This is a genomic window from Streptomyces sp. NPDC034049 (genome assembly GCF_055575575.1).
Map to the genome: position 1 here is coordinate 771,046 of NZ_JBVISJ010000002.1, position 14,428 is coordinate 785,473.

A 14,428-nucleotide genomic window follows, 5' to 3' on the forward strand; every position below is an offset into this window, starting at 1 on the left:
AAGACCGCTGATGAAGCGTTGTCCGCTGAGGACTACTTCTTGCCCGGCTTCTTCTTACCGGCGATGGCGCGACGCGGGCCCTTGCGGGTGCGGGCGTTGGTGCTGGTGCGCTGACCGCGGACGGGCAGACCACGACGGTGACGGAGACCCTGGTAGCAGCCGATCTCCACCTTGCGGCGGATGTCGGCCTGGACCTCGCGACGGAGGTCACCCTCGGTCTTGATGTTGTTGTCCACGTACTCGCGGATCGCGACGAGCTGCTCCTCGGAGAGGTCGCGGACGCGGGTGTCGGGGTTGACGCCGGTCGCTGCCAGCGTCTCCTGGGAGAGGGTCCGGCCGATGCCGAACACGTAGGTGAGGGCGACCTCCACGCGCTTGTCGCGCGGGATGTCAACACCGGAAACGCGTGCCATTCAATGGCTCCTGGTGATTGTCGGAGGTCTTCCACAGGACCGGCTCCCGGCCGCCGTACCAGGTACGAACCGGGTCCCCGGCCTCCGAGCCGGGGGTGTCAGACGCCGTGCGGCGCCTGGGTCCTGCGTATGAACAATTCAGCTCGCGTCGCGCGAATCCCTGCGATGTCGATGCAGAGGGAGTGGTCGAACGTGCGTCAGCCCTGGCGCTGCTTGTGGCGCGGGTTCTCGCAGATGACCATGACCCGACCGTGACGGCGGATCACCCTGCACTTGTCGCAGATCTTCTTGACGCTCGGCTTGACCTTCATGGGGTGAGGTTCTCCGGGTCAGTGCCACCACTCGCGTCCCGGGAGACCGGGGCACGGAGGCGGGGGCAAGATCTACTTGTAGCGGTAGACGATCCGGCCACGCGTCAGGTCGTACGGAGACAGCTCCACCACGACCCGGTCGTCAGGGAGGATGCGGATGTAGTGCATACGCATCTTGCCGCTGATGTGTGCCAGGACCTGGTGGCCGTTCTGGAGCTCGACCTTGAACATGGCGTTCGGCAGAGACTCGACGACAGTGCCCTCGATCTCGATGGCACCTTGCTTCTTGGCCACGCTTCGCCCTTCGAATCGACTACCTTGATCGACTCCGCGTAACCGAATGAGGACACACGGAAACACGAGAGCCGACGAGTCAGTCTACGCCAGGGCCTCCAGAAACACGAATTGGGTATGCATGCCCAAGGCGGAAGATCCTTACTCCGCCCGACAGGAGCGCCCTTCAGGGGCGCGGGGAACCGCGCGAGAACCCCCACCGGACCCGCACCCGGCAACGCACCCTCAGCCCAACGGATCAGGCGCCGCAGTGATCCCGTACTCCGCCAGCTTCGCCCTGCCCCCATCGGGAGCCGTCAGCACCAGCGGCCCCTGCTCGGTCAGCGCCACCGAGTGCTCCCAGTGCGACGACCACGTCCCGTCCGTCGAGACCACGGTCCAGTCGTCCGCCAGGACCTCCGTCTTCGGGGTGCCCAGGGACACCATCGGCTCGATGGCGAGGCAGAACCCCGGTACCAGCTTCGGCCCCTTGCCCCGCCGCCGCTCGACGTAGTTCAGCAGATGCGGGTCCATGTGCATCTCGGTCCCGATGCCGTGGCCGCCGTAGTCCTCGACGATCCCGTACTTCCCCCCGCCCGGCTTCGGCTGCCGGCGGATGTACGTCTCGATGGCCCGGGAGATGTCCACGAGCCGGTTGCCCACCTTCATCGCGGCGATCCCGGCCCACATGGACTCCTCGGTCACCCGCGACAGCTCGATCAGTTCCGGAGCGTGACCGGAGCCCACGAACGCGGTGTAGGCCGCGTCCCCGTGCCAGCCGTCGACGATCGCGCCGCAGTCGATGGAGATGATGTCGCCGTCCTTCAGGACGACCTCGTCGCTCGGGATCCCGTGGACCACGACCTCGTTCACCGAGGTGCAGATCGTCGCCGGGAAGCCACCGTACCCGAGGAAGTTCGACTTGGCCCCGTGCTCCGCGATCACCTTGCGGGCGACCTCGTCGAGATCCTTCGTGGAGGCGCCCGGTACGGCGGCCTCCCGGGTGGCCGCGTGGATGGCGGCGACGACCAGCCCCGCCTCACGCATCTTGGCGATCTGCTCGGGACTCTTGATCTGCACCATGGGGGCCTGCGCTCTCCGTCTTCCTTCGTGTCCACGAGGCACGAGATCTCGTTCTCGCGTTTTTTGCCTACACAACAGTACGGCCGCGGCGCCCCTGACGGGCACCGCGGCCGGCGTACCGAGCGACGACCTACTTGTCGTCGTCCTCGCGCTTGAGCGCCTCCATGGCGCGCTGGGTGACTTCCTCCACCGGACCGAGGGCCGAGATCGTCACCACGAGGCCCTGGGCCTTGTAGTAGTCGATGATCGGCTCGGTCTGGGTGTGGTAGACCTCCAGGCGCTTGCGGACGGTCTCCTCGGAGTCGTCGTCACGCTGGTACAGCTCGCCGCCGCAGGTGTCGCAGACACCGTCCTGCTTCGGCTTCTTGTACGTGACGTGGAAGACGTGGGCGGAGTCGTTGCGGCAGATGCGCCGACCGGCGATCCGCTTGACGACCTCCTCCTCGGGGACCTCCAGGTCCAGCACCGCGTCCAGGTTCATGGACTCGTCCCGGAGCGTCACGTCCAGCGCCTCGGCCTGCGAGACATTGCGCGGGAAGCCGTCGAGCAGGAAGCCGTGCTCGGCGTCCGGCTGCTCCATGCGGTCCTTGGCCATCGCGATCGTGACCTCGTCCGGCACCAGCTCGCCCTTGTCCATGTAGGACTTCGCGAGTTTGCCGAGCTCCGTCTGCTTGCTGATGTTGGCCCGGAACAGGTCGCCCGTGGAGATGTGCGGGATCGACAGGTTCTGTGCCAGGAACGCGGCCTGCGTTCCCTTACCCGCACCCGGCGGCCCGACGAGGACGATTCGCATCAGCGGAGGAACCCTTCGTAATTGCGCTGCTGGAGCTGGCTCTCGATCTGCTTCACCGTCTCCAGACCCACACCCACGATGATCAGGATGCTGGTACCGCCGAACGGGAAGTTCTGGTTTGCCCCCAGCGGTGCCAACGCCATTGTCGGCACGAGAGCGATCAGACCCAGGTACAGCGAACCCGGCCAGGTGATCCGGTTGAGTACGTAGCTCAGGTACTCAGCGGTCGGTCGGCCAGCCCGGATGCCCGGGATGAAGCCACCATACTTCTTCATGTTGTCCGCGACTTCCTCGGGGTTGAACGAGATGGCCACGTAGAAGAAGGCGAAGAAGATGATGAGGAAGAAGTAGATCGTGATATGCGCCGGCGCGTCGGTCGGAACCAGGTTGGCGTTGATCCAACTCGCCCAGCCCGCGGTGGAGTTGGAGAACTGCACGATGAGGGCCGGAATGTAGAGCAGCGACGAGGCGAAAATCACAGGGATGATGCCCGCCTGGTTGACCTTCAACGGAATGTAGGTCGAGGTGCCTCCGTAGGAACGGCGGCCGATCATGCGCTTCGCGTACTGGACCGGAATACGGCGCTGGGCCTGCTCGACGAAGACCACGAGCGCGACCATGACCAGGCCGACGGCGATGACGATGCCGAACTCGATCCAGCCGCCCGCCAGGTCGCCCTGCTCCTTGATGGCCCACAGCGCGGACGGGAAGGTGGCGGCGATCGAGATGAACATCAGGATCGACATGCCGTTGCCGATGCCGCGGTCGGTGATCAGCTCACCGAGCCACATGACGAGGGCCGTACCGGCGGTCATGGTGATGACCATGACCATGGTGGTGTAGATCGACTGGTCGGGGACGATCTGGCTGGCCTGCGCACAGCCGCTGAACAGCGAGCCGCTGCGGGCGGTGGCCACCAGGCCGGTGCCCTGAAGGATCGCCAGGGCCACCGTCAGGTAACGCGTGTACTGCGTGATCTTCGCCGTACCGGCCTGCCCCTCCTTCTTCAGGGCTTCCAGACGCGGGATCACCACGGTCAGCAGCTGCAGAATGATGCTCGCCGTGATGTACGGCATGATGCCGAGCGCGAAGACCGTGATCTGCAGCAGCGCGCCACCGCTGAACATGTTGACCAGACCGAACAGACCCGAGTTGGTCTCTGCCTGGTCGATGCAGAACTGGACGGCGGTGTAGTCGACACCCGGGATCGGGATGTGCGTGCCGACCCGATAGATCACGATGATGCCGAGCGTGAAGAGCAGCTTCTTGCGCAGGTCGGGCGTCTTGAACGCCCGGGCGAACGCGGTGAGCACGGTGCCTCCTGCGACCCCCGCGCTACTGCGTCAAGGGTGACGGTTTTGAGATTCTGATGAGGACGACTTACGTAACGTTTAACTGCCGCGGCGAGTGCCCGGATGAGAGCACCCTGTGAAAACGGGCAGCGCAGGTCACCTTACCGGCGAGACTGCTTCCCTTGGAACGACCAACCGGGGATACCCCATTTGTGGGGTATCCCCGGTCGGGATCGCTCAAGTCATCGAGACACCTGGTGTGTTCAGACGAGCTCGGTGACGGTACCGCCGGCGGCGGTGATCTTCTCCTTGGCGGAGCCGGAGACGGCGTCGACCGTCACCTGCAGCGCCACGGAGATCTCGCCCTGGCCGAGGACCTTGACGAGGCTGTTCTTGCGGACGGCACCCTTGTCGACCAGGTCGGCAACGGTGACCTCCCCACCCTCGGGGTAGAGGGCGGCGAGCTTGTCCAGGTTCACGACCTGGAACTCCGTCTTGAACGGGTTCTTGAAGCCCTTCAGCTTCGGAAGACGCATGTGGAGGGGCATCTGGCCACCCTCGAAGCGCTCCGGAACCTGGTAACGGGCCTTCGTACCCTTGGTACCACGACCGGCCGTCTTACCCTTCGACGCCTCACCACGACCCACACGGGTCTTGGCGGTCTTGGCGCCCGGGGCGGGACGGAGGTTGTGGATCTTGAGCGGGTTGTTCTCCGCCATGATCAGTCGACCTCCTCGACCGTCACGAGGTGGCGGACGGTGTGCACCATGCCGCGGAACTCGGGACGATCCTCCTTGACGACCTGCGTGTTGATGCCCTTGAGACCAAGGGAACGCAGGGTGTCACGGTGGTTCTGCTTGCTGCCGATGTACGACTTCGTCTGCGTGATCTTGAGCTGTGCCATTACGCAGCACCAGCCCCGGCACGCGCACGCAGCAGAGCCGCGGGAGCGACGTCCTCGAGGGGCAGACCACGGCGGGCCGCGATCTCCTCGGGACGCTGCAGACCCTTCAGGGCCTCCACGGTCGCGTGCACGATGTTGATCGCGTTCGACGAACCGAGCGACTTCGACAGGATGTCGTGCACACCGGCGCACTCGAGCACGGCACGCACCGGACCACCGGCGATGACGCCGGTACCGGGGGAAGCAGGCTTGAGCAGGACGACGCCCGCGGCCTTCTCGCCCGTGATCGGGTGCGGGATGGTGCCCTGGATACGGGGGACCTTGAAGAAGTGCTTCTTGGCCTCCTCAACACCCTTGGCGATGGCGGCCGGCACCTCCTTGGCCTTGCCGTAACCGACACCCACGGTGCCGTCACCGTCGCCCACCACGACCAGCGCGGTGAAGCTGAAGCGACGACCACCCTTCACAACCTTGGCGACGCGGTTGATCGCGACGACGCGCTCAACGTACGCGGTCTTCTCGGCGGCAGCTGCGCCGCCGTCACGGCCCTTCCGGTCCCGCCGCTCGCCGCCACCGGCACCGCCACCGCGGCGCTGGGGTCCAGCCATTGGATTTACCTCTCTCTTTCCGCTAGCTACGCAGCGAGCTCAGAACTTGAGCCCGGCCTCGCGGGCGGCGTCGGCCAGGGCCGCGATGCGACCCGCGTACCGGTTACCACCTCGGTCGAACACAACGGCCTCGACACCGGCGGCCTTGGCACGCTCGGCGACCAGGGCGCCGACCTTGCCGGCCTGCGCCGACTTGTCCTCGGACGCACCGCGGATCGACGAGTCCAGGGTGGACGCCGACGCCAGGGTGTGCCCCTTGAGGTCGTCGATCACCTGGGCCACGATGTGGCGGTTCGAGCGGGTCACGACCAGGCGGGGACGCTCAGCCGTACCGTTGACCTTCTTACGGATCCGGATGTGGCGCCGCTTGATGGCAGCACGCTTGTAAGCGTCGCCCTTAGCGATCTTCGTGCCGTATGCCATGGCTTACTTACCCGCCTTTCCGACCTTGCGGCGGATGACTTCGCCCTCGTACTTGACGCCCTTGGCCTTGTACGGGTCGGGCTTGCGCAGCTTGCGGATGTTGGCCGCAACCTCGCCGACCTTCTGCTTGTCGATGCCCTCGACCTGGAAGCGGGTCGGGGTCTCCACCTTGAAGGTGATGCCCTCGGGCGCCTCGACGGTGATCGGGTGGCTGTAGCCGAGCGCGAACTCGAGGTTCGAACCCTTGGCCTGCACGCGGTAACCGACACCGCTGATCTCGAGCTTCTTCACGTAACCCTGGGTCACGCCGGTGATCATGTTCGCCACCAGCGTGCGGGACAGGCCGTGCAGGGCCTTGCTCTGACGCTCGTCGTTGGGGCGGGTGACGTTCAGAACGCCGTCCTCACCCTTGGCGATCTCGATCGGCGCGGCGACGGTGTGGCTCAGGGCGCCCTTGGGGCCCTTCACCGAGACCGTCTGGCCGTCGATGGTGACGTCCACGCCGGCGGGAACCGTGATGGGGAGCTTGCCAATACGCGACATAGCTTTTTCCTCCGATTCCTTTCCGCTACCAGACGTAGGCGAGAACTTCTCCGCCTACGCCCTTCTTGCCGGCCTGCTTGTCGGTGAGGAGCCCGTGCGACGTGGAGATGATCGCCACGCCGAGGCCGCCCAGCACCTTGGGCAGGGAGGTGGACTTCGCGTACACCCGGAGACCGGGCTTGGAGATCCGCTTGATGCCCGCGATGGAGCGCTCACGGTTGGGGCCGAACTTCAGCTCCAGGACGAGGTTCTTGCCGACCTCGGCGTCCTCGACCTTCCAGCCCGTGATGAAGCCCTCCTGCTGGAGGATCTCCGCGATGTGCGACTTGATCTTCGATGCCGGCATCGTCACGGAGTCGTGGTATGCCGAGTTCGCGTTCCGCAGACGCGTAAGCATGTCTGCGATCGGATCAGTCATGGTCATGAATTGGCCTTCGGCCTCTCTCGCCGGGGTTTCCAGGTGCCCATCCCTCTCCTCGATCCGAGACGAGGCGGGTGCGGTGCGGTGGACCTACGGCGTAGTAAGTCGTACGGGCGACCGTCAGGCGCCCAACCCTCCAAGCCTAAGCCATGGAAGGGCGGGCGCCTGACACGCCCATTGCTTACCGAGAGCTTCGGGAATCCCTAAAAGACGGGATTACCAGGAGCTCTTGGTCACGCCCGGCAGCTCGCCACGGTGAGCCATCTCACGGAGGCACACGCGGCACAGGCCGAACTTGCGGTACACGGAGTGCGGACGGCCACACCGCTGGCAGCGGGTGTAGCCACGCACCGCGAACTTGGGCTTACGAGCAGCCTTGGCAATCAGAGCCTTCTTCGCCATCTCGCTCACGCCTCCTTGAAGGGGAAGCCGAGGTGACGAAGGAGCGCGCGGCCCTCAGCGTCGTTGGTCGCCGTGGTCACCACGGTGATGTCCATGCCCCGGGTACGGTCGATCTTGTCCTGGTCGATCTCGTGGAACATGACCTGCTCGGTGAGACCGAAGGTGTAGTTGCCACGGCCGTCGAACTGCTTGGGGGACAGACCACGGAAGTCGCGGATGCGCGGGAGCGCGAGCGACAGGGTGCGGTCCAGGAACTCCCACATGCGGTCGCCACGGAGCGTGACGTGGGCACCGATCGGCTGGCCCTCACGCAGCTTGAACTGCGCGATGGACTTGCGGGCCTTGGTGACGGCCGGCTTCTGACCGGTGATCGTGGTGAGGTCGCGGATGGCGCCCTCGATCAGCTTGGAGTCGCGGGCGGCGTCGCCCACACCCATGTTGACCACGATCTTGACGAGGCCGGGGATCTGCATGACGTTCTCGTACTTGAACTCGTCACGCAGCTTGCCCGCGATCTCCTCGCGGTACTTCGTCTTGAGACGCGGAGTCGTGGTGGTAGCCATCAGATGTCCTCACCCGTCCGCTTGGCAACGCGAACCTTGTTGCCCTCGTCGTCGAAGCGGTAACCGACACGCGTGACGACCTTCTTGCCGTCCTTCTCCACGACCAGCTGGACGTTGGAGACGTGGATCGGGGCCTCGGTCGTGACGATGCCACCGGCCTGCGAACCGCGAGCGGTCGGGCCGGCCTTGGTGTGCTTCTTGACCCGGTTGACACCCTCGACCAGGACGCGGTCCTCGCGGGGGAAGGCCGCGATGACCTTGCCCTGCTTGCCCTTGTCCTTACCGGTGATGACCTGGACCAGGTCGCCCTTCTTGATCTTCATGCTTACAGCACCTCCGGCGCGAGCGAGATGATCTTCATGAACTTCTTCTCGCGCAGCTCACGGCCGACGGGGCCGAAGATACGGGTGCCGCGAGGGTCGCCGTCGTTCTTCAGAATGACGGCGGCGTTCTCGTCGAAGCGGATGTACGAGCCGTCCGGACGGCGGCGCTCCTTGACGGTGCGAACGATGACCGCCTTGACGACGTCACCCTTCTTCACGTTGCCACCGGGGATCGCGTCCTTGACGGTGGCGACGATGACGTCACCGATGCCCGCGTAGCGGCGACCGGAGCCACCGAGCACACGGATGCAAAGGATCTCCTTCGCACCAGTGTTGTCGGCGACACGCAGTCGCGACTCCTGCTGGATCACGTCTATCTCCTGATTGTCTGCCGGTTCCCGGCAGGGGCCGCCTCTTCACGAGGGAGCCCCTGCCGAGCCTGGCGGAACTGACCTGCGGGGTTGGCCGCAGGAAATTACTTGGCCTTCTCGAGGATCTCGACGACGCGCCAGTGCTTCGTGGCGGACAGCGGCCGGGTCTCCATCAGGAGGACGCGGTCGCCGATGCCGGCGGCGTTCTGCTCGTCGTGGGCCTTGAGCTTGCTCGTGCTGCGGATGACCTTGCCGTACAGGGCGTGCTTCTTGCGGTCCTCGACGGCGACGACGACGGTCTTGTCCATCTTGTCGCTGACGACGATGCCCTCACGGGTCTTGCGGAATCCGCGCGCCTCGGTGTTCGTCTCAGTCACGTTGTTCTCGCTCATCAGGCGTTCTCCACCGTTTCGATGCCCAGCTCACGCTCGCGCATCAGGGTGTAGATCCGCGCGATGTCCTTGCGGACCGCCTTCAGACGGCCATGGTTCTCGAGCTGTCCGGTCGCCGCCTGGAAGCGGAGGTTGAACAGTTCTTCCTTGGCTTCGCGGAGCTTGTTCAGCAGCTCCTCGTCACCCAGCTCGCGCAGCTCGGACGCCTTGGTACCGGCCGACATCACGCTTCACCTGCCTCGCGCTTGACGATCCGGCACTTCATCGGCAGCTTGTGGGCGGCGCGAGTCAGGGCCTCACGGGCGATCTTCTCGTTGGGGTAGGACAGCTCGAACATGACCCGGCCCGGGTGCACGTTCGCGATCCACCACTCCGGCGAACCCTTACCGGAACCCATGCGGGTCTCGGCGGGCTTCTTCGTGAGCGGGCGGTCCGGGTAGATGTTGATCCAGACCTTGCCACCACGCTTGATGTGGCGGGTCATCGCGATACGGGCCGCCTCGATCTGGCGGTTGGTCACGTACGCCGGCGTGAGGGCCTGAATGCCGTACTCGCCGAACGCGACCGTCGTACCGCCCTTGGCCTGACCACGGCGCTTCGGGTGGTGCTGCTTGCGGTGCTTGACCCTACGGGGGATCAGCATGTCGGTCAGGCCTCCGTTCCGGTGCTCTCAGCCGGAGCGGCGGCGGCGGGAGCCTCGGCCTTGGGGGCCTCGGCGCCGGCAGCCTGCTGCGGCTTGCGACCGCGCCGCTCGCCACCGCGGCCACCACGGGCCGGGCGGTCTGCACCGCCACCGCGAGCCGGGCGGTTACCCGCACGGGCGGCAGCGTTCTCGGCGCGGACCTCGGCGATGTTCTTGACATCGCCCTTGTAGATCCAGACCTTCACACCGATGCGGCCGAAGGTCGTCTTGGCCTCGAAGAAGCCGTAGTCCACGTTCGCGCGGAGCGTGTGCAGGGGCACGCGGCCCTCGCGGTAGAACTCCGAGCGGGACATCTCGGCGCCACCGAGGCGGCCACCGCACTGGATCTTGATGCCCTTGGCGCCGGCCTTCATCGCCGACTGCATGCTCTTACGCATGGCGCGGCGGAAGGAGACGCGGGAGGAGAGCTGCTCGGCGACGGCCTGAGCGACCAGCTGGGCATCCGTCTCGGGGTTCTTGACCTCGAGGATGTTCAGCTGGACCTGCTTGCCCGTGAGCTTCTCGAGGTCGCCGCGGATGCGGTCGGCCTCGGCGCCACGGCGGCCGATGACGATGCCCGGACGCGCGGTGTGGATGTCCACACGGACGCGGTCACGGGTGCGCTCGATCTCGACCTTGGAGATGCCGGCGCGCTCCATGCCGGACGTCATCATCCGACGGATGGCGACGTCTTCCTTGACGTAGTCCTTGTACAGCTTGTCGGCGTACCAACGCGACTTGAAGTCGGTCGTGACACCGAGCCGGAACCCATGCGGGTTTACCTTCTGGCCCATTACCGGGTTCCTTCCTTGCTGCTGACGACCACGGTGATGTGGCTGGTCCGCTTGCGGATCCGGTAGGCACGGCCCTGCGCACGCGGACGGAACCGCTTCAGGGTCGGGCCCTCGTCGACGTACGCCTCGCTGATGAACAGCGAGGAGGCGTCCGTGTGGTCGTAGTTGTGCGCGGCGTTGGCGATGGCGCTGTCCAGCACCTTGCCGACCGGCACGCTCGCGGCCTGCGGGGCGAAACGCAGGACCGCCTGAGCCTCCGTGGCGTCGAGGCCACGGATGAGGTCCACCACGCGGCGGGCCTTCATGGGCGTGACGCGGATGTACCGCGCCTGGGCCCTGGCTTCCATGGTTGTCCTTCCAGTGTCTGTCATGGTCATTCCACCCCGCTGTTAGCGGCGCTTCGACTTCCGGTCGTCCTTGACGTGACCCCGGAAGGTGCGCGTCGGCGAGAACTCGCCGAGCTTGTGGCCGACCATCGACTCGGTGACGAACACCGGAATGTGGGTCTTGCCGTTGTGCACCGCGATCGTGTGGCCGAGCATGGCCGGGATGATCATCGAGCGACGGGACCAGGTCTTGATGACGTTCTTGGTGCCTGCTTCGTTCTGGGCGTCCACCTTCTTGATCAGGTGGTCGTCGACGAAGGGCCCCTTCTTGAGACTGCGCGGCATCTAAACCCGCTCCTAGCGCTTCTTGTTCGTCTTGCGGCGGCGGACGATGTACTTGCTCGAAGCCTTCTTCGGCGAGCGAGTACGACCCTCCTTCTGACCCCAGGGGCTGACCGGGTGGCGACCACCGGAGGTCTTGCCCTCACCACCACCGTGGGGGTGGTCAACCGGGTTCATCGCCACACCGCGAACGGTCGGGCGGACGCCCAGCCAGCGCTTGCGGCCGGCCTTGCCCCAGTTGATGTTGCTCTGCTCGGCGTTGCCGACCTCACCGACGGTGGCGCGGCAGCGCACGTCGACCAGGCGGATCTCACCGGACGGCATGCGGAGGTGGGCGTAGGCGCCCTCCTTCGCGAGCAGCTGCACGGAGGCACCGGCGGAGCGGGCGAACTTGGCGCCGCCACCGGGACGGAGCTCGATCGCGTGGATCGTGGTACCGACCGGGATGTTGCGGAGCGCCAGGTTGTTGCCCGGCTTGATGTCGGCCCCGGGACCGTTCTCCACGCGGTCACCCTGCTGCAGGTTGCGCGGGGCGAGGATGTAGCGCTTCTCGCCGTCCGCGTAGTGCAGCAGCGCGATGCGCGCGGTGCGGTTGGGGTCGTACTCGATGTGCGCGACCTTCGCCGGCACGCCGTCCTTGTCGTGACGACGGAAGTCGATGACACGGTAGGCGCGCTTGTGTCCGCCACCCTGGTGGCGAACGGTCACACGACCGGCGTTGTTACGGCCGCCCTTGCTGTGCAGCGGGCGGACCAGCGACTTCTCCGGCGTGGACCGCGTGATCTCGACGAAGTCGGCGACGCTGGAACCACGACGGCCCGGCGTAGTCGGCTTGTACTTGCGGATTCCCATTTCTCAGTCCTCGTCCGATATCGGACGATCCGACCCGCTTACGCGGTCGGACCGCCGAAGATGTCGATACGGTCGCCCTCGGCAAGGGTCACGATCGCGCGCTTGCTGTCGGCACGCTTGCCGAAGCCCGTGCGGGTCCGCTTGCGCTTGCCCTGGCGGTTGATCGTGTTGACCCCGGTGACCTTGACCGAGAAGACCGCCTGGACGGCCTGCTTGATCTGGGTCTTGTTGGCGCCGGGCGCGACGATGAAGGTGTACTTGCCCTCGTCGAGCAGCGCGTAGCTCTTCTCCGACACGACCGGCTTCAGCAGCACGTCACGGGGGTCCGTGAACGCCTTGCTGGGCGCGGTGACGACGGTGTTCTTGCCCTCGGCCTCGTGGCGACGCGCCTTGGCGACGCGCGCGGCCTTGGCGGCCTTCGCAGCCTTGGAGGCAATGCTCGGGTGACGCGTAGCCATCAGGCCTCGCTCCCTTCGGTGTCGTTGGCCTTGTTCGGGCCGGACACGAAGGACTCAAGGGCGGCCTGGGTGAAGACCACGTCGTCCGAGACGATCACGTCGTACGTGTTCAGCTGGCCCGGCTCCAGGATGTGCACCTGGGGCAGGTTGCGGGCGGAGAGCCACGCGGCCTCGTCGGCACGCTCGACGACCAGGAGCAGGTTCTTGCGCTCCGAGATCTTGCCGAACAGCGACTTGGCGGCCTTCGTGGACGGGTTGTCGCCCTCGATCACGCCGGAGACGACGTGGATGCGGTTGTGGCGGGCCCGGTCGGTGAGGGCGTGGCGCAGGGCCGCGGCCTTCATCTTCTTCGGGGTCCGCTGCGAGTAGTCACGCGGCACGGGACCGTGCACGACGCCACCACCGGCGAACTGCGGCGCGCGGGTCGAGCCCTGACGGGCGCGGCCGGTGCCCTTCTGCCGGTACGGCTTCTTGCCGCCACCACGGACTTCGCCGCGGGTCTTGGTCTTGTGCGTGCCCTGACGGGCAGCCGCGTTCTGCGCGACGACGACCTGGTGGATCAGCGGGATGCTGACCTTCTCCACGCCGAAGATCTCCGCGGGGAGTTCGACGCTTCCGGTCTTCTCGCCGGCAGGCGAAAGGATGTCAACAGTGCTCATCGGTACCTCAGGCCCCCTTGGCCGCGGTGCGGACCAGGACGAGGCCGCCGTTCGGACCGGGAACCGCGCCCTTGATGAGCAGCAGACCCTTCTCCGCGTCAACGGCGTGGACGGTCAGGTTCTGGGTGGTGACCCGCTCGTTGCCCATGCGACCCGCCATGCGGAGGCCCTTGAACACACGGCCCGGGGTGGCGCAGCCACCGATGGAGCCGGGAGAGCGGTGCTTGCGCTGGGTGCCGTGCCCGGCGCCGAGGCCCTTGAAGTTGTGACGCTTCATGACACCGGCGAAGCCCTTGCCCTTGCTCTTGCCGGTCACGTCCACCTTGACGCCGGCCTCGAAGACCTCGGCGGAGATCTCCTGGCCCAGCGTGTACTCGGAGGCGTCCGCGGTGCGGATCTCGACGAGGTGGCGGCGGGGGGTGACGTCGGCCTTGGCGAAGTGGCCCTTGAGGGGCTTGTTCACCTTGCGCGGGTCGATCTCGCCGAAGGCGATCTGGACCGACTCGTAGCCGTCGACATCGTTCGTACGGACCTGGGTCACGACGTTGGGGCCGGCCTTGACGACGGTGACCGGAACAACACGGTTGTTCTCGTCCCACACCTGCGTCATGCCGAGCTTCTCGCCCAGGATTCCCTTGATCTGCTTAGCCATTCTCAGATCACCGACCCTCAGAGCTTGATCTCGATGTCGACACCGGCCGGGAGGTCGAGTCGCATCAGAGAGTCAACGGTCTTGGGCGTCGGGTCGAGGATGTCGATCAGGCGCTTGTGCGTGCGCATCTCGAAGTGCTCGCGCGAGTCCTTGTACTTGTGCGGCGACTTGATGACGCAGTACACGTTCTTCTCAGTGGGCAGCGGCACCGGGCCCGCGACCGACGCACCAGTGCGGGTCACCGTCTCGACGATCTTCTTCGCCGAGGAGTCGATGACCTCGTGGTCGTAGGCCTTGAGCCGGATGCGGATCTTCTGTCCCGCCATGGCTACTCAGTAGTCCTTTGTCTCGTTTAACGCTCTGGAACCCGGTGTTCCGTCACCCGCTCCTCCGACCCACGCGGTCGGGCGTGTCGCGCTCCCGCTGACACAGATGCCCCTTGTTCGAGCATCCCCAGTCTGGGAAACACGGCCCTTCCGGTACCGCGGGCCGGGGGCGGAGGCCCACCGGGTGCCTGGTCGGCGCCGCACCTTGCTTCCCGAAAGATT

At 66.0% G+C, this 14,428-nt stretch carries 27 protein-coding genes; all 27 read right to left on the reverse strand.

Annotated elements, in window-relative coordinates:
- Positions 1-32: 32 nt before the first annotated feature.
- On the reverse strand, positions 33-413 hold the full coding sequence (gene rpsM, locus ACZ52C_RS08215; RefSeq protein WP_005481202.1) for a 30S ribosomal protein S13: 381 nt from the start codon (positions 411-413) through the stop codon (positions 33-35).
- Positions 414-610: 197 nt separating this feature from the next.
- Entirely contained in the window at positions 611-724 is a 114-nt protein-coding gene (rpmJ, locus tag ACZ52C_RS08220; protein ID WP_003998809.1) for a 50S ribosomal protein L36, read from the reverse strand.
- Between the two features lie 72 nt (positions 725-796).
- Complete coding sequence (gene infA, locus ACZ52C_RS08225) at positions 797-1,018, reverse strand: translation initiation factor IF-1 (protein ID WP_003948620.1); 222 nt, start codon at positions 1,016-1,018, stop codon at positions 797-799.
- Positions 1,019-1,243: 225 nt separating this feature from the next.
- Entirely contained in the window at positions 1,244-2,080 is an 837-nt protein-coding gene (gene map, locus ACZ52C_RS08230) for a type I methionyl aminopeptidase (RefSeq protein ID WP_469073958.1), read from the reverse strand.
- A gap of 130 nt (positions 2,081-2,210) precedes the next feature.
- Positions 2,211-2,873, reverse strand: a complete 663-nt coding sequence (locus tag ACZ52C_RS08235; RefSeq protein WP_469073959.1) for an adenylate kinase — start codon at positions 2,871-2,873, stop codon at positions 2,211-2,213.
- Positions 2,873-4,186, reverse strand: coding sequence for a preprotein translocase subunit SecY (gene secY / locus ACZ52C_RS08240; protein ID WP_469073960.1), 1,314 nt, complete (start codon positions 4,184-4,186; stop codon positions 2,873-2,875). Before secY ends, ACZ52C_RS08235 begins: the two co-directional genes overlap by 1 nt.
- 242 nt (positions 4,187-4,428) lie before the next feature.
- On the reverse strand, positions 4,429-4,884 hold the full coding sequence (rplO, locus tag ACZ52C_RS08245) for a 50S ribosomal protein L15 (RefSeq protein WP_005481206.1): 456 nt from the start codon (positions 4,882-4,884) through the stop codon (positions 4,429-4,431).
- Between the two features lie 2 nt (positions 4,885-4,886).
- Positions 4,887-5,069, reverse strand: coding sequence for a 50S ribosomal protein L30 (gene rpmD, locus ACZ52C_RS08250; RefSeq protein ID WP_005481207.1), 183 nt, complete (start codon positions 5,067-5,069; stop codon positions 4,887-4,889).
- Complete coding sequence (gene rpsE / locus ACZ52C_RS08255) at positions 5,069-5,677, reverse strand: 30S ribosomal protein S5 (RefSeq protein ID WP_013001409.1); 609 nt, start codon at positions 5,675-5,677, stop codon at positions 5,069-5,071. The genes rpmD and rpsE overlap by 1 nt, the downstream gene beginning before the upstream one ends.
- A 39-nt stretch (positions 5,678-5,716) precedes the next feature.
- On the reverse strand, positions 5,717-6,100 hold the full coding sequence (gene rplR, locus ACZ52C_RS08260; protein ID WP_005481210.1) for a 50S ribosomal protein L18: 384 nt from the start codon (positions 6,098-6,100) through the stop codon (positions 5,717-5,719).
- A 3-nt stretch (positions 6,101-6,103) separates the two neighbouring features.
- Positions 6,104-6,643 carry a 50S ribosomal protein L6 gene (gene rplF / locus ACZ52C_RS08265; RefSeq protein WP_192333355.1) on the reverse strand — a complete coding sequence of 180 codons (540 nt, stop codon included), beginning with the start codon at positions 6,641-6,643 and terminating at the stop codon, positions 6,104-6,106.
- Between the two features lie 25 nt (positions 6,644-6,668).
- The gene (gene rpsH, locus ACZ52C_RS08270; protein ID WP_013001411.1) at positions 6,669-7,067 is read right to left on the reverse strand and encodes a 30S ribosomal protein S8; all 399 of its coding nucleotides are present in this window, start codon (positions 7,065-7,067) and stop codon (positions 6,669-6,671) included.
- 213 nt (positions 7,068-7,280) lie between these two features.
- Positions 7,281-7,466 carry a type Z 30S ribosomal protein S14 gene (locus ACZ52C_RS08275; RefSeq protein ID WP_049567381.1) on the reverse strand — a complete coding sequence of 62 codons (186 nt, stop codon included), beginning with the start codon at positions 7,464-7,466 and terminating at the stop codon, positions 7,281-7,283.
- A gap of 5 nt (positions 7,467-7,471) precedes the next feature.
- On the reverse strand, positions 7,472-8,029 hold the full coding sequence (gene rplE / locus ACZ52C_RS08280) for a 50S ribosomal protein L5 (RefSeq protein WP_020135807.1): 558 nt from the start codon (positions 8,027-8,029) through the stop codon (positions 7,472-7,474).
- Entirely contained in the window at positions 8,029-8,352 is a 324-nt protein-coding gene (rplX, locus tag ACZ52C_RS08285) for a 50S ribosomal protein L24 (protein ID WP_033528346.1), read from the reverse strand. Before rplX ends, rplE begins: the two co-directional genes overlap by 1 nt.
- A 2-nt stretch (positions 8,353-8,354) precedes the next feature.
- The gene (rplN, locus tag ACZ52C_RS08290) at positions 8,355-8,723 is read right to left on the reverse strand and encodes a 50S ribosomal protein L14 (protein WP_003998823.1); all 369 of its coding nucleotides are present in this window, start codon (positions 8,721-8,723) and stop codon (positions 8,355-8,357) included.
- A gap of 104 nt (positions 8,724-8,827) precedes the next feature.
- Entirely contained in the window at positions 8,828-9,115 is a 288-nt protein-coding gene (rpsQ, locus tag ACZ52C_RS08295) for a 30S ribosomal protein S17 (RefSeq protein ID WP_037694127.1), read from the reverse strand.
- Positions 9,115-9,339, reverse strand: coding sequence for a 50S ribosomal protein L29 (rpmC, locus tag ACZ52C_RS08300; RefSeq protein WP_030671810.1), 225 nt, complete (start codon positions 9,337-9,339; stop codon positions 9,115-9,117). The genes rpsQ and rpmC overlap by 1 nt, the downstream gene beginning before the upstream one ends.
- Entirely contained in the window at positions 9,339-9,758 is a 420-nt protein-coding gene (gene rplP, locus ACZ52C_RS08305) for a 50S ribosomal protein L16 (protein WP_004927269.1), read from the reverse strand. Before rplP ends, rpmC begins: the two co-directional genes overlap by 1 nt.
- A 5-nt stretch (positions 9,759-9,763) precedes the next feature.
- Complete coding sequence (gene rpsC, locus ACZ52C_RS08310; RefSeq protein WP_030039758.1) at positions 9,764-10,591, reverse strand: 30S ribosomal protein S3; 828 nt, start codon at positions 10,589-10,591, stop codon at positions 9,764-9,766.
- A complete protein-coding gene (gene rplV, locus ACZ52C_RS08315) occupies positions 10,591-10,938 on the reverse strand; it encodes a 50S ribosomal protein L22 (RefSeq protein ID WP_184904641.1) in 348 nt (115 codons plus the stop codon). The genes rpsC and rplV overlap by 1 nt, the downstream gene beginning before the upstream one ends.
- A gap of 42 nt (positions 10,939-10,980) precedes the next feature.
- On the reverse strand, positions 10,981-11,262 hold the full coding sequence (gene rpsS, locus ACZ52C_RS08320) for a 30S ribosomal protein S19 (protein ID WP_033528345.1): 282 nt from the start codon (positions 11,260-11,262) through the stop codon (positions 10,981-10,983).
- A gap of 12 nt (positions 11,263-11,274) precedes the next feature.
- Complete coding sequence (rplB, locus tag ACZ52C_RS08325; RefSeq protein ID WP_033528344.1) at positions 11,275-12,111, reverse strand: 50S ribosomal protein L2; 837 nt, start codon at positions 12,109-12,111, stop codon at positions 11,275-11,277.
- A gap of 38 nt (positions 12,112-12,149) precedes the next feature.
- A complete protein-coding gene (gene rplW / locus ACZ52C_RS08330; RefSeq protein ID WP_033528343.1) occupies positions 12,150-12,569 on the reverse strand; it encodes a 50S ribosomal protein L23 in 420 nt (139 codons plus the stop codon).
- Positions 12,569-13,228 (reverse strand): 50S ribosomal protein L4, encoded by a 660-nt coding sequence (gene rplD, locus ACZ52C_RS08335; RefSeq protein ID WP_469073961.1) that lies wholly within the window; start codon positions 13,226-13,228, stop codon positions 12,569-12,571. The genes rplW and rplD overlap by 1 nt, the downstream gene beginning before the upstream one ends.
- Positions 13,229-13,235: 7 nt before the next feature.
- The gene (rplC, locus tag ACZ52C_RS08340) at positions 13,236-13,880 is read right to left on the reverse strand and encodes a 50S ribosomal protein L3 (RefSeq protein WP_005481233.1); all 645 of its coding nucleotides are present in this window, start codon (positions 13,878-13,880) and stop codon (positions 13,236-13,238) included.
- A gap of 17 nt (positions 13,881-13,897) precedes the next feature.
- Positions 13,898-14,206 carry a 30S ribosomal protein S10 gene (gene rpsJ / locus ACZ52C_RS08345; RefSeq protein WP_003948644.1) on the reverse strand — a complete coding sequence of 103 codons (309 nt, stop codon included), beginning with the start codon at positions 14,204-14,206 and terminating at the stop codon, positions 13,898-13,900.
- Positions 14,207-14,428 lie beyond the last annotated feature (222 nt).

Coding starts and splice junctions, on each gene's coding strand:
- rpmJ (WP_003998809.1), bottom strand. CDS start 724: ATGAAGGTCAAGCCGAGCGTCAAGAAGATCTGCGACAAGTGCAGGGTG.
- rplP (WP_004927269.1), bottom strand. CDS start 9,758: ATGCTGATCCCCCGTAGGGTCAAGCACCGCAAGCAGCACCACCCGAAG.
- rpsC (WP_030039758.1), bottom strand. CDS start 10,591: ATGGGCCAGAAGGTAAACCCGCATGGGTTCCGGCTCGGTGTCACGACC.
- rplD (WP_469073961.1), bottom strand. CDS start 13,228: ATGAGCACTGTTGACATCCTTTCGCCTGCCGGCGAGAAGACCGGAAGC.
- map (WP_469073958.1), bottom strand. CDS start 2,080: ATGGTGCAGATCAAGAGTCCCGAGCAGATCGCCAAGATGCGTGAGGCG.
- rpsQ (WP_037694127.1), bottom strand. CDS start 9,115: ATGAGCGAGAACAACGTGACTGAGACGAACACCGAGGCGCGCGGATTC.
- rpsS (WP_033528345.1), bottom strand. CDS start 11,262: ATGCCGCGCAGTCTCAAGAAGGGGCCCTTCGTCGACGACCACCTGATC.
- rplE (WP_020135807.1), bottom strand. CDS start 8,029: ATGGCTACCACCACGACTCCGCGTCTCAAGACGAAGTACCGCGAGGAG.
- rpsE (WP_013001409.1), bottom strand. CDS start 5,677: ATGGCTGGACCCCAGCGCCGCGGTGGCGGTGCCGGTGGCGGCGAGCGG.
- rplR (WP_005481210.1), bottom strand. CDS start 6,100: ATGGCATACGGCACGAAGATCGCTAAGGGCGACGCTTACAAGCGTGCT.
- rplX (WP_033528346.1), bottom strand. CDS start 8,352: ATGAAGATCAAGAAGGGCGACCTGGTCCAGGTCATCACCGGTAAGGAC.
- ACZ52C_RS08235 (WP_469073959.1), bottom strand. CDS start 2,873: ATGCGAATCGTCCTCGTCGGGCCGCCGGGTGCGGGTAAGGGAACGCAG.
- rplB (WP_033528344.1), bottom strand. CDS start 12,111: ATGGGAATCCGCAAGTACAAGCCGACTACGCCGGGCCGTCGTGGTTCC.
- ACZ52C_RS08275 (WP_049567381.1), bottom strand. CDS start 7,466: ATGGCGAAGAAGGCTCTGATTGCCAAGGCTGCTCGTAAGCCCAAGTTC.
- rpmD (WP_005481207.1), bottom strand. CDS start 5,069: ATGGCACAGCTCAAGATCACGCAGACGAAGTCGTACATCGGCAGCAAG.
- rplW (WP_033528343.1), bottom strand. CDS start 12,569: ATGGCTACGCGTCACCCGAGCATTGCCTCCAAGGCTGCGAAGGCCGCC.
- rplO (WP_005481206.1), bottom strand. CDS start 4,884: ATGGCGGAGAACAACCCGCTCAAGATCCACAACCTCCGTCCCGCCCCG.
- rplF (WP_192333355.1), bottom strand. CDS start 6,643: ATGTCGCGTATTGGCAAGCTCCCCATCACGGTTCCCGCCGGCGTGGAC.
- rplC (WP_005481233.1), bottom strand. CDS start 13,880: ATGGCTAAGCAGATCAAGGGAATCCTGGGCGAGAAGCTCGGCATGACG.
- rpmC (WP_030671810.1), bottom strand. CDS start 9,339: ATGTCGGCCGGTACCAAGGCGTCCGAGCTGCGCGAGCTGGGTGACGAG.
- rpsJ (WP_003948644.1), bottom strand. CDS start 14,206: ATGGCGGGACAGAAGATCCGCATCCGGCTCAAGGCCTACGACCACGAG.
- rpsM (WP_005481202.1), bottom strand. CDS start 413: ATGGCACGCGTTTCCGGTGTTGACATCCCGCGCGACAAGCGCGTGGAG.
- rpsH (WP_013001411.1), bottom strand. CDS start 7,067: ATGACCATGACTGATCCGATCGCAGACATGCTTACGCGTCTGCGGAAC.
- rplV (WP_184904641.1), bottom strand. CDS start 10,938: ATGGAAGCCAGGGCCCAGGCGCGGTACATCCGCGTCACGCCCATGAAG.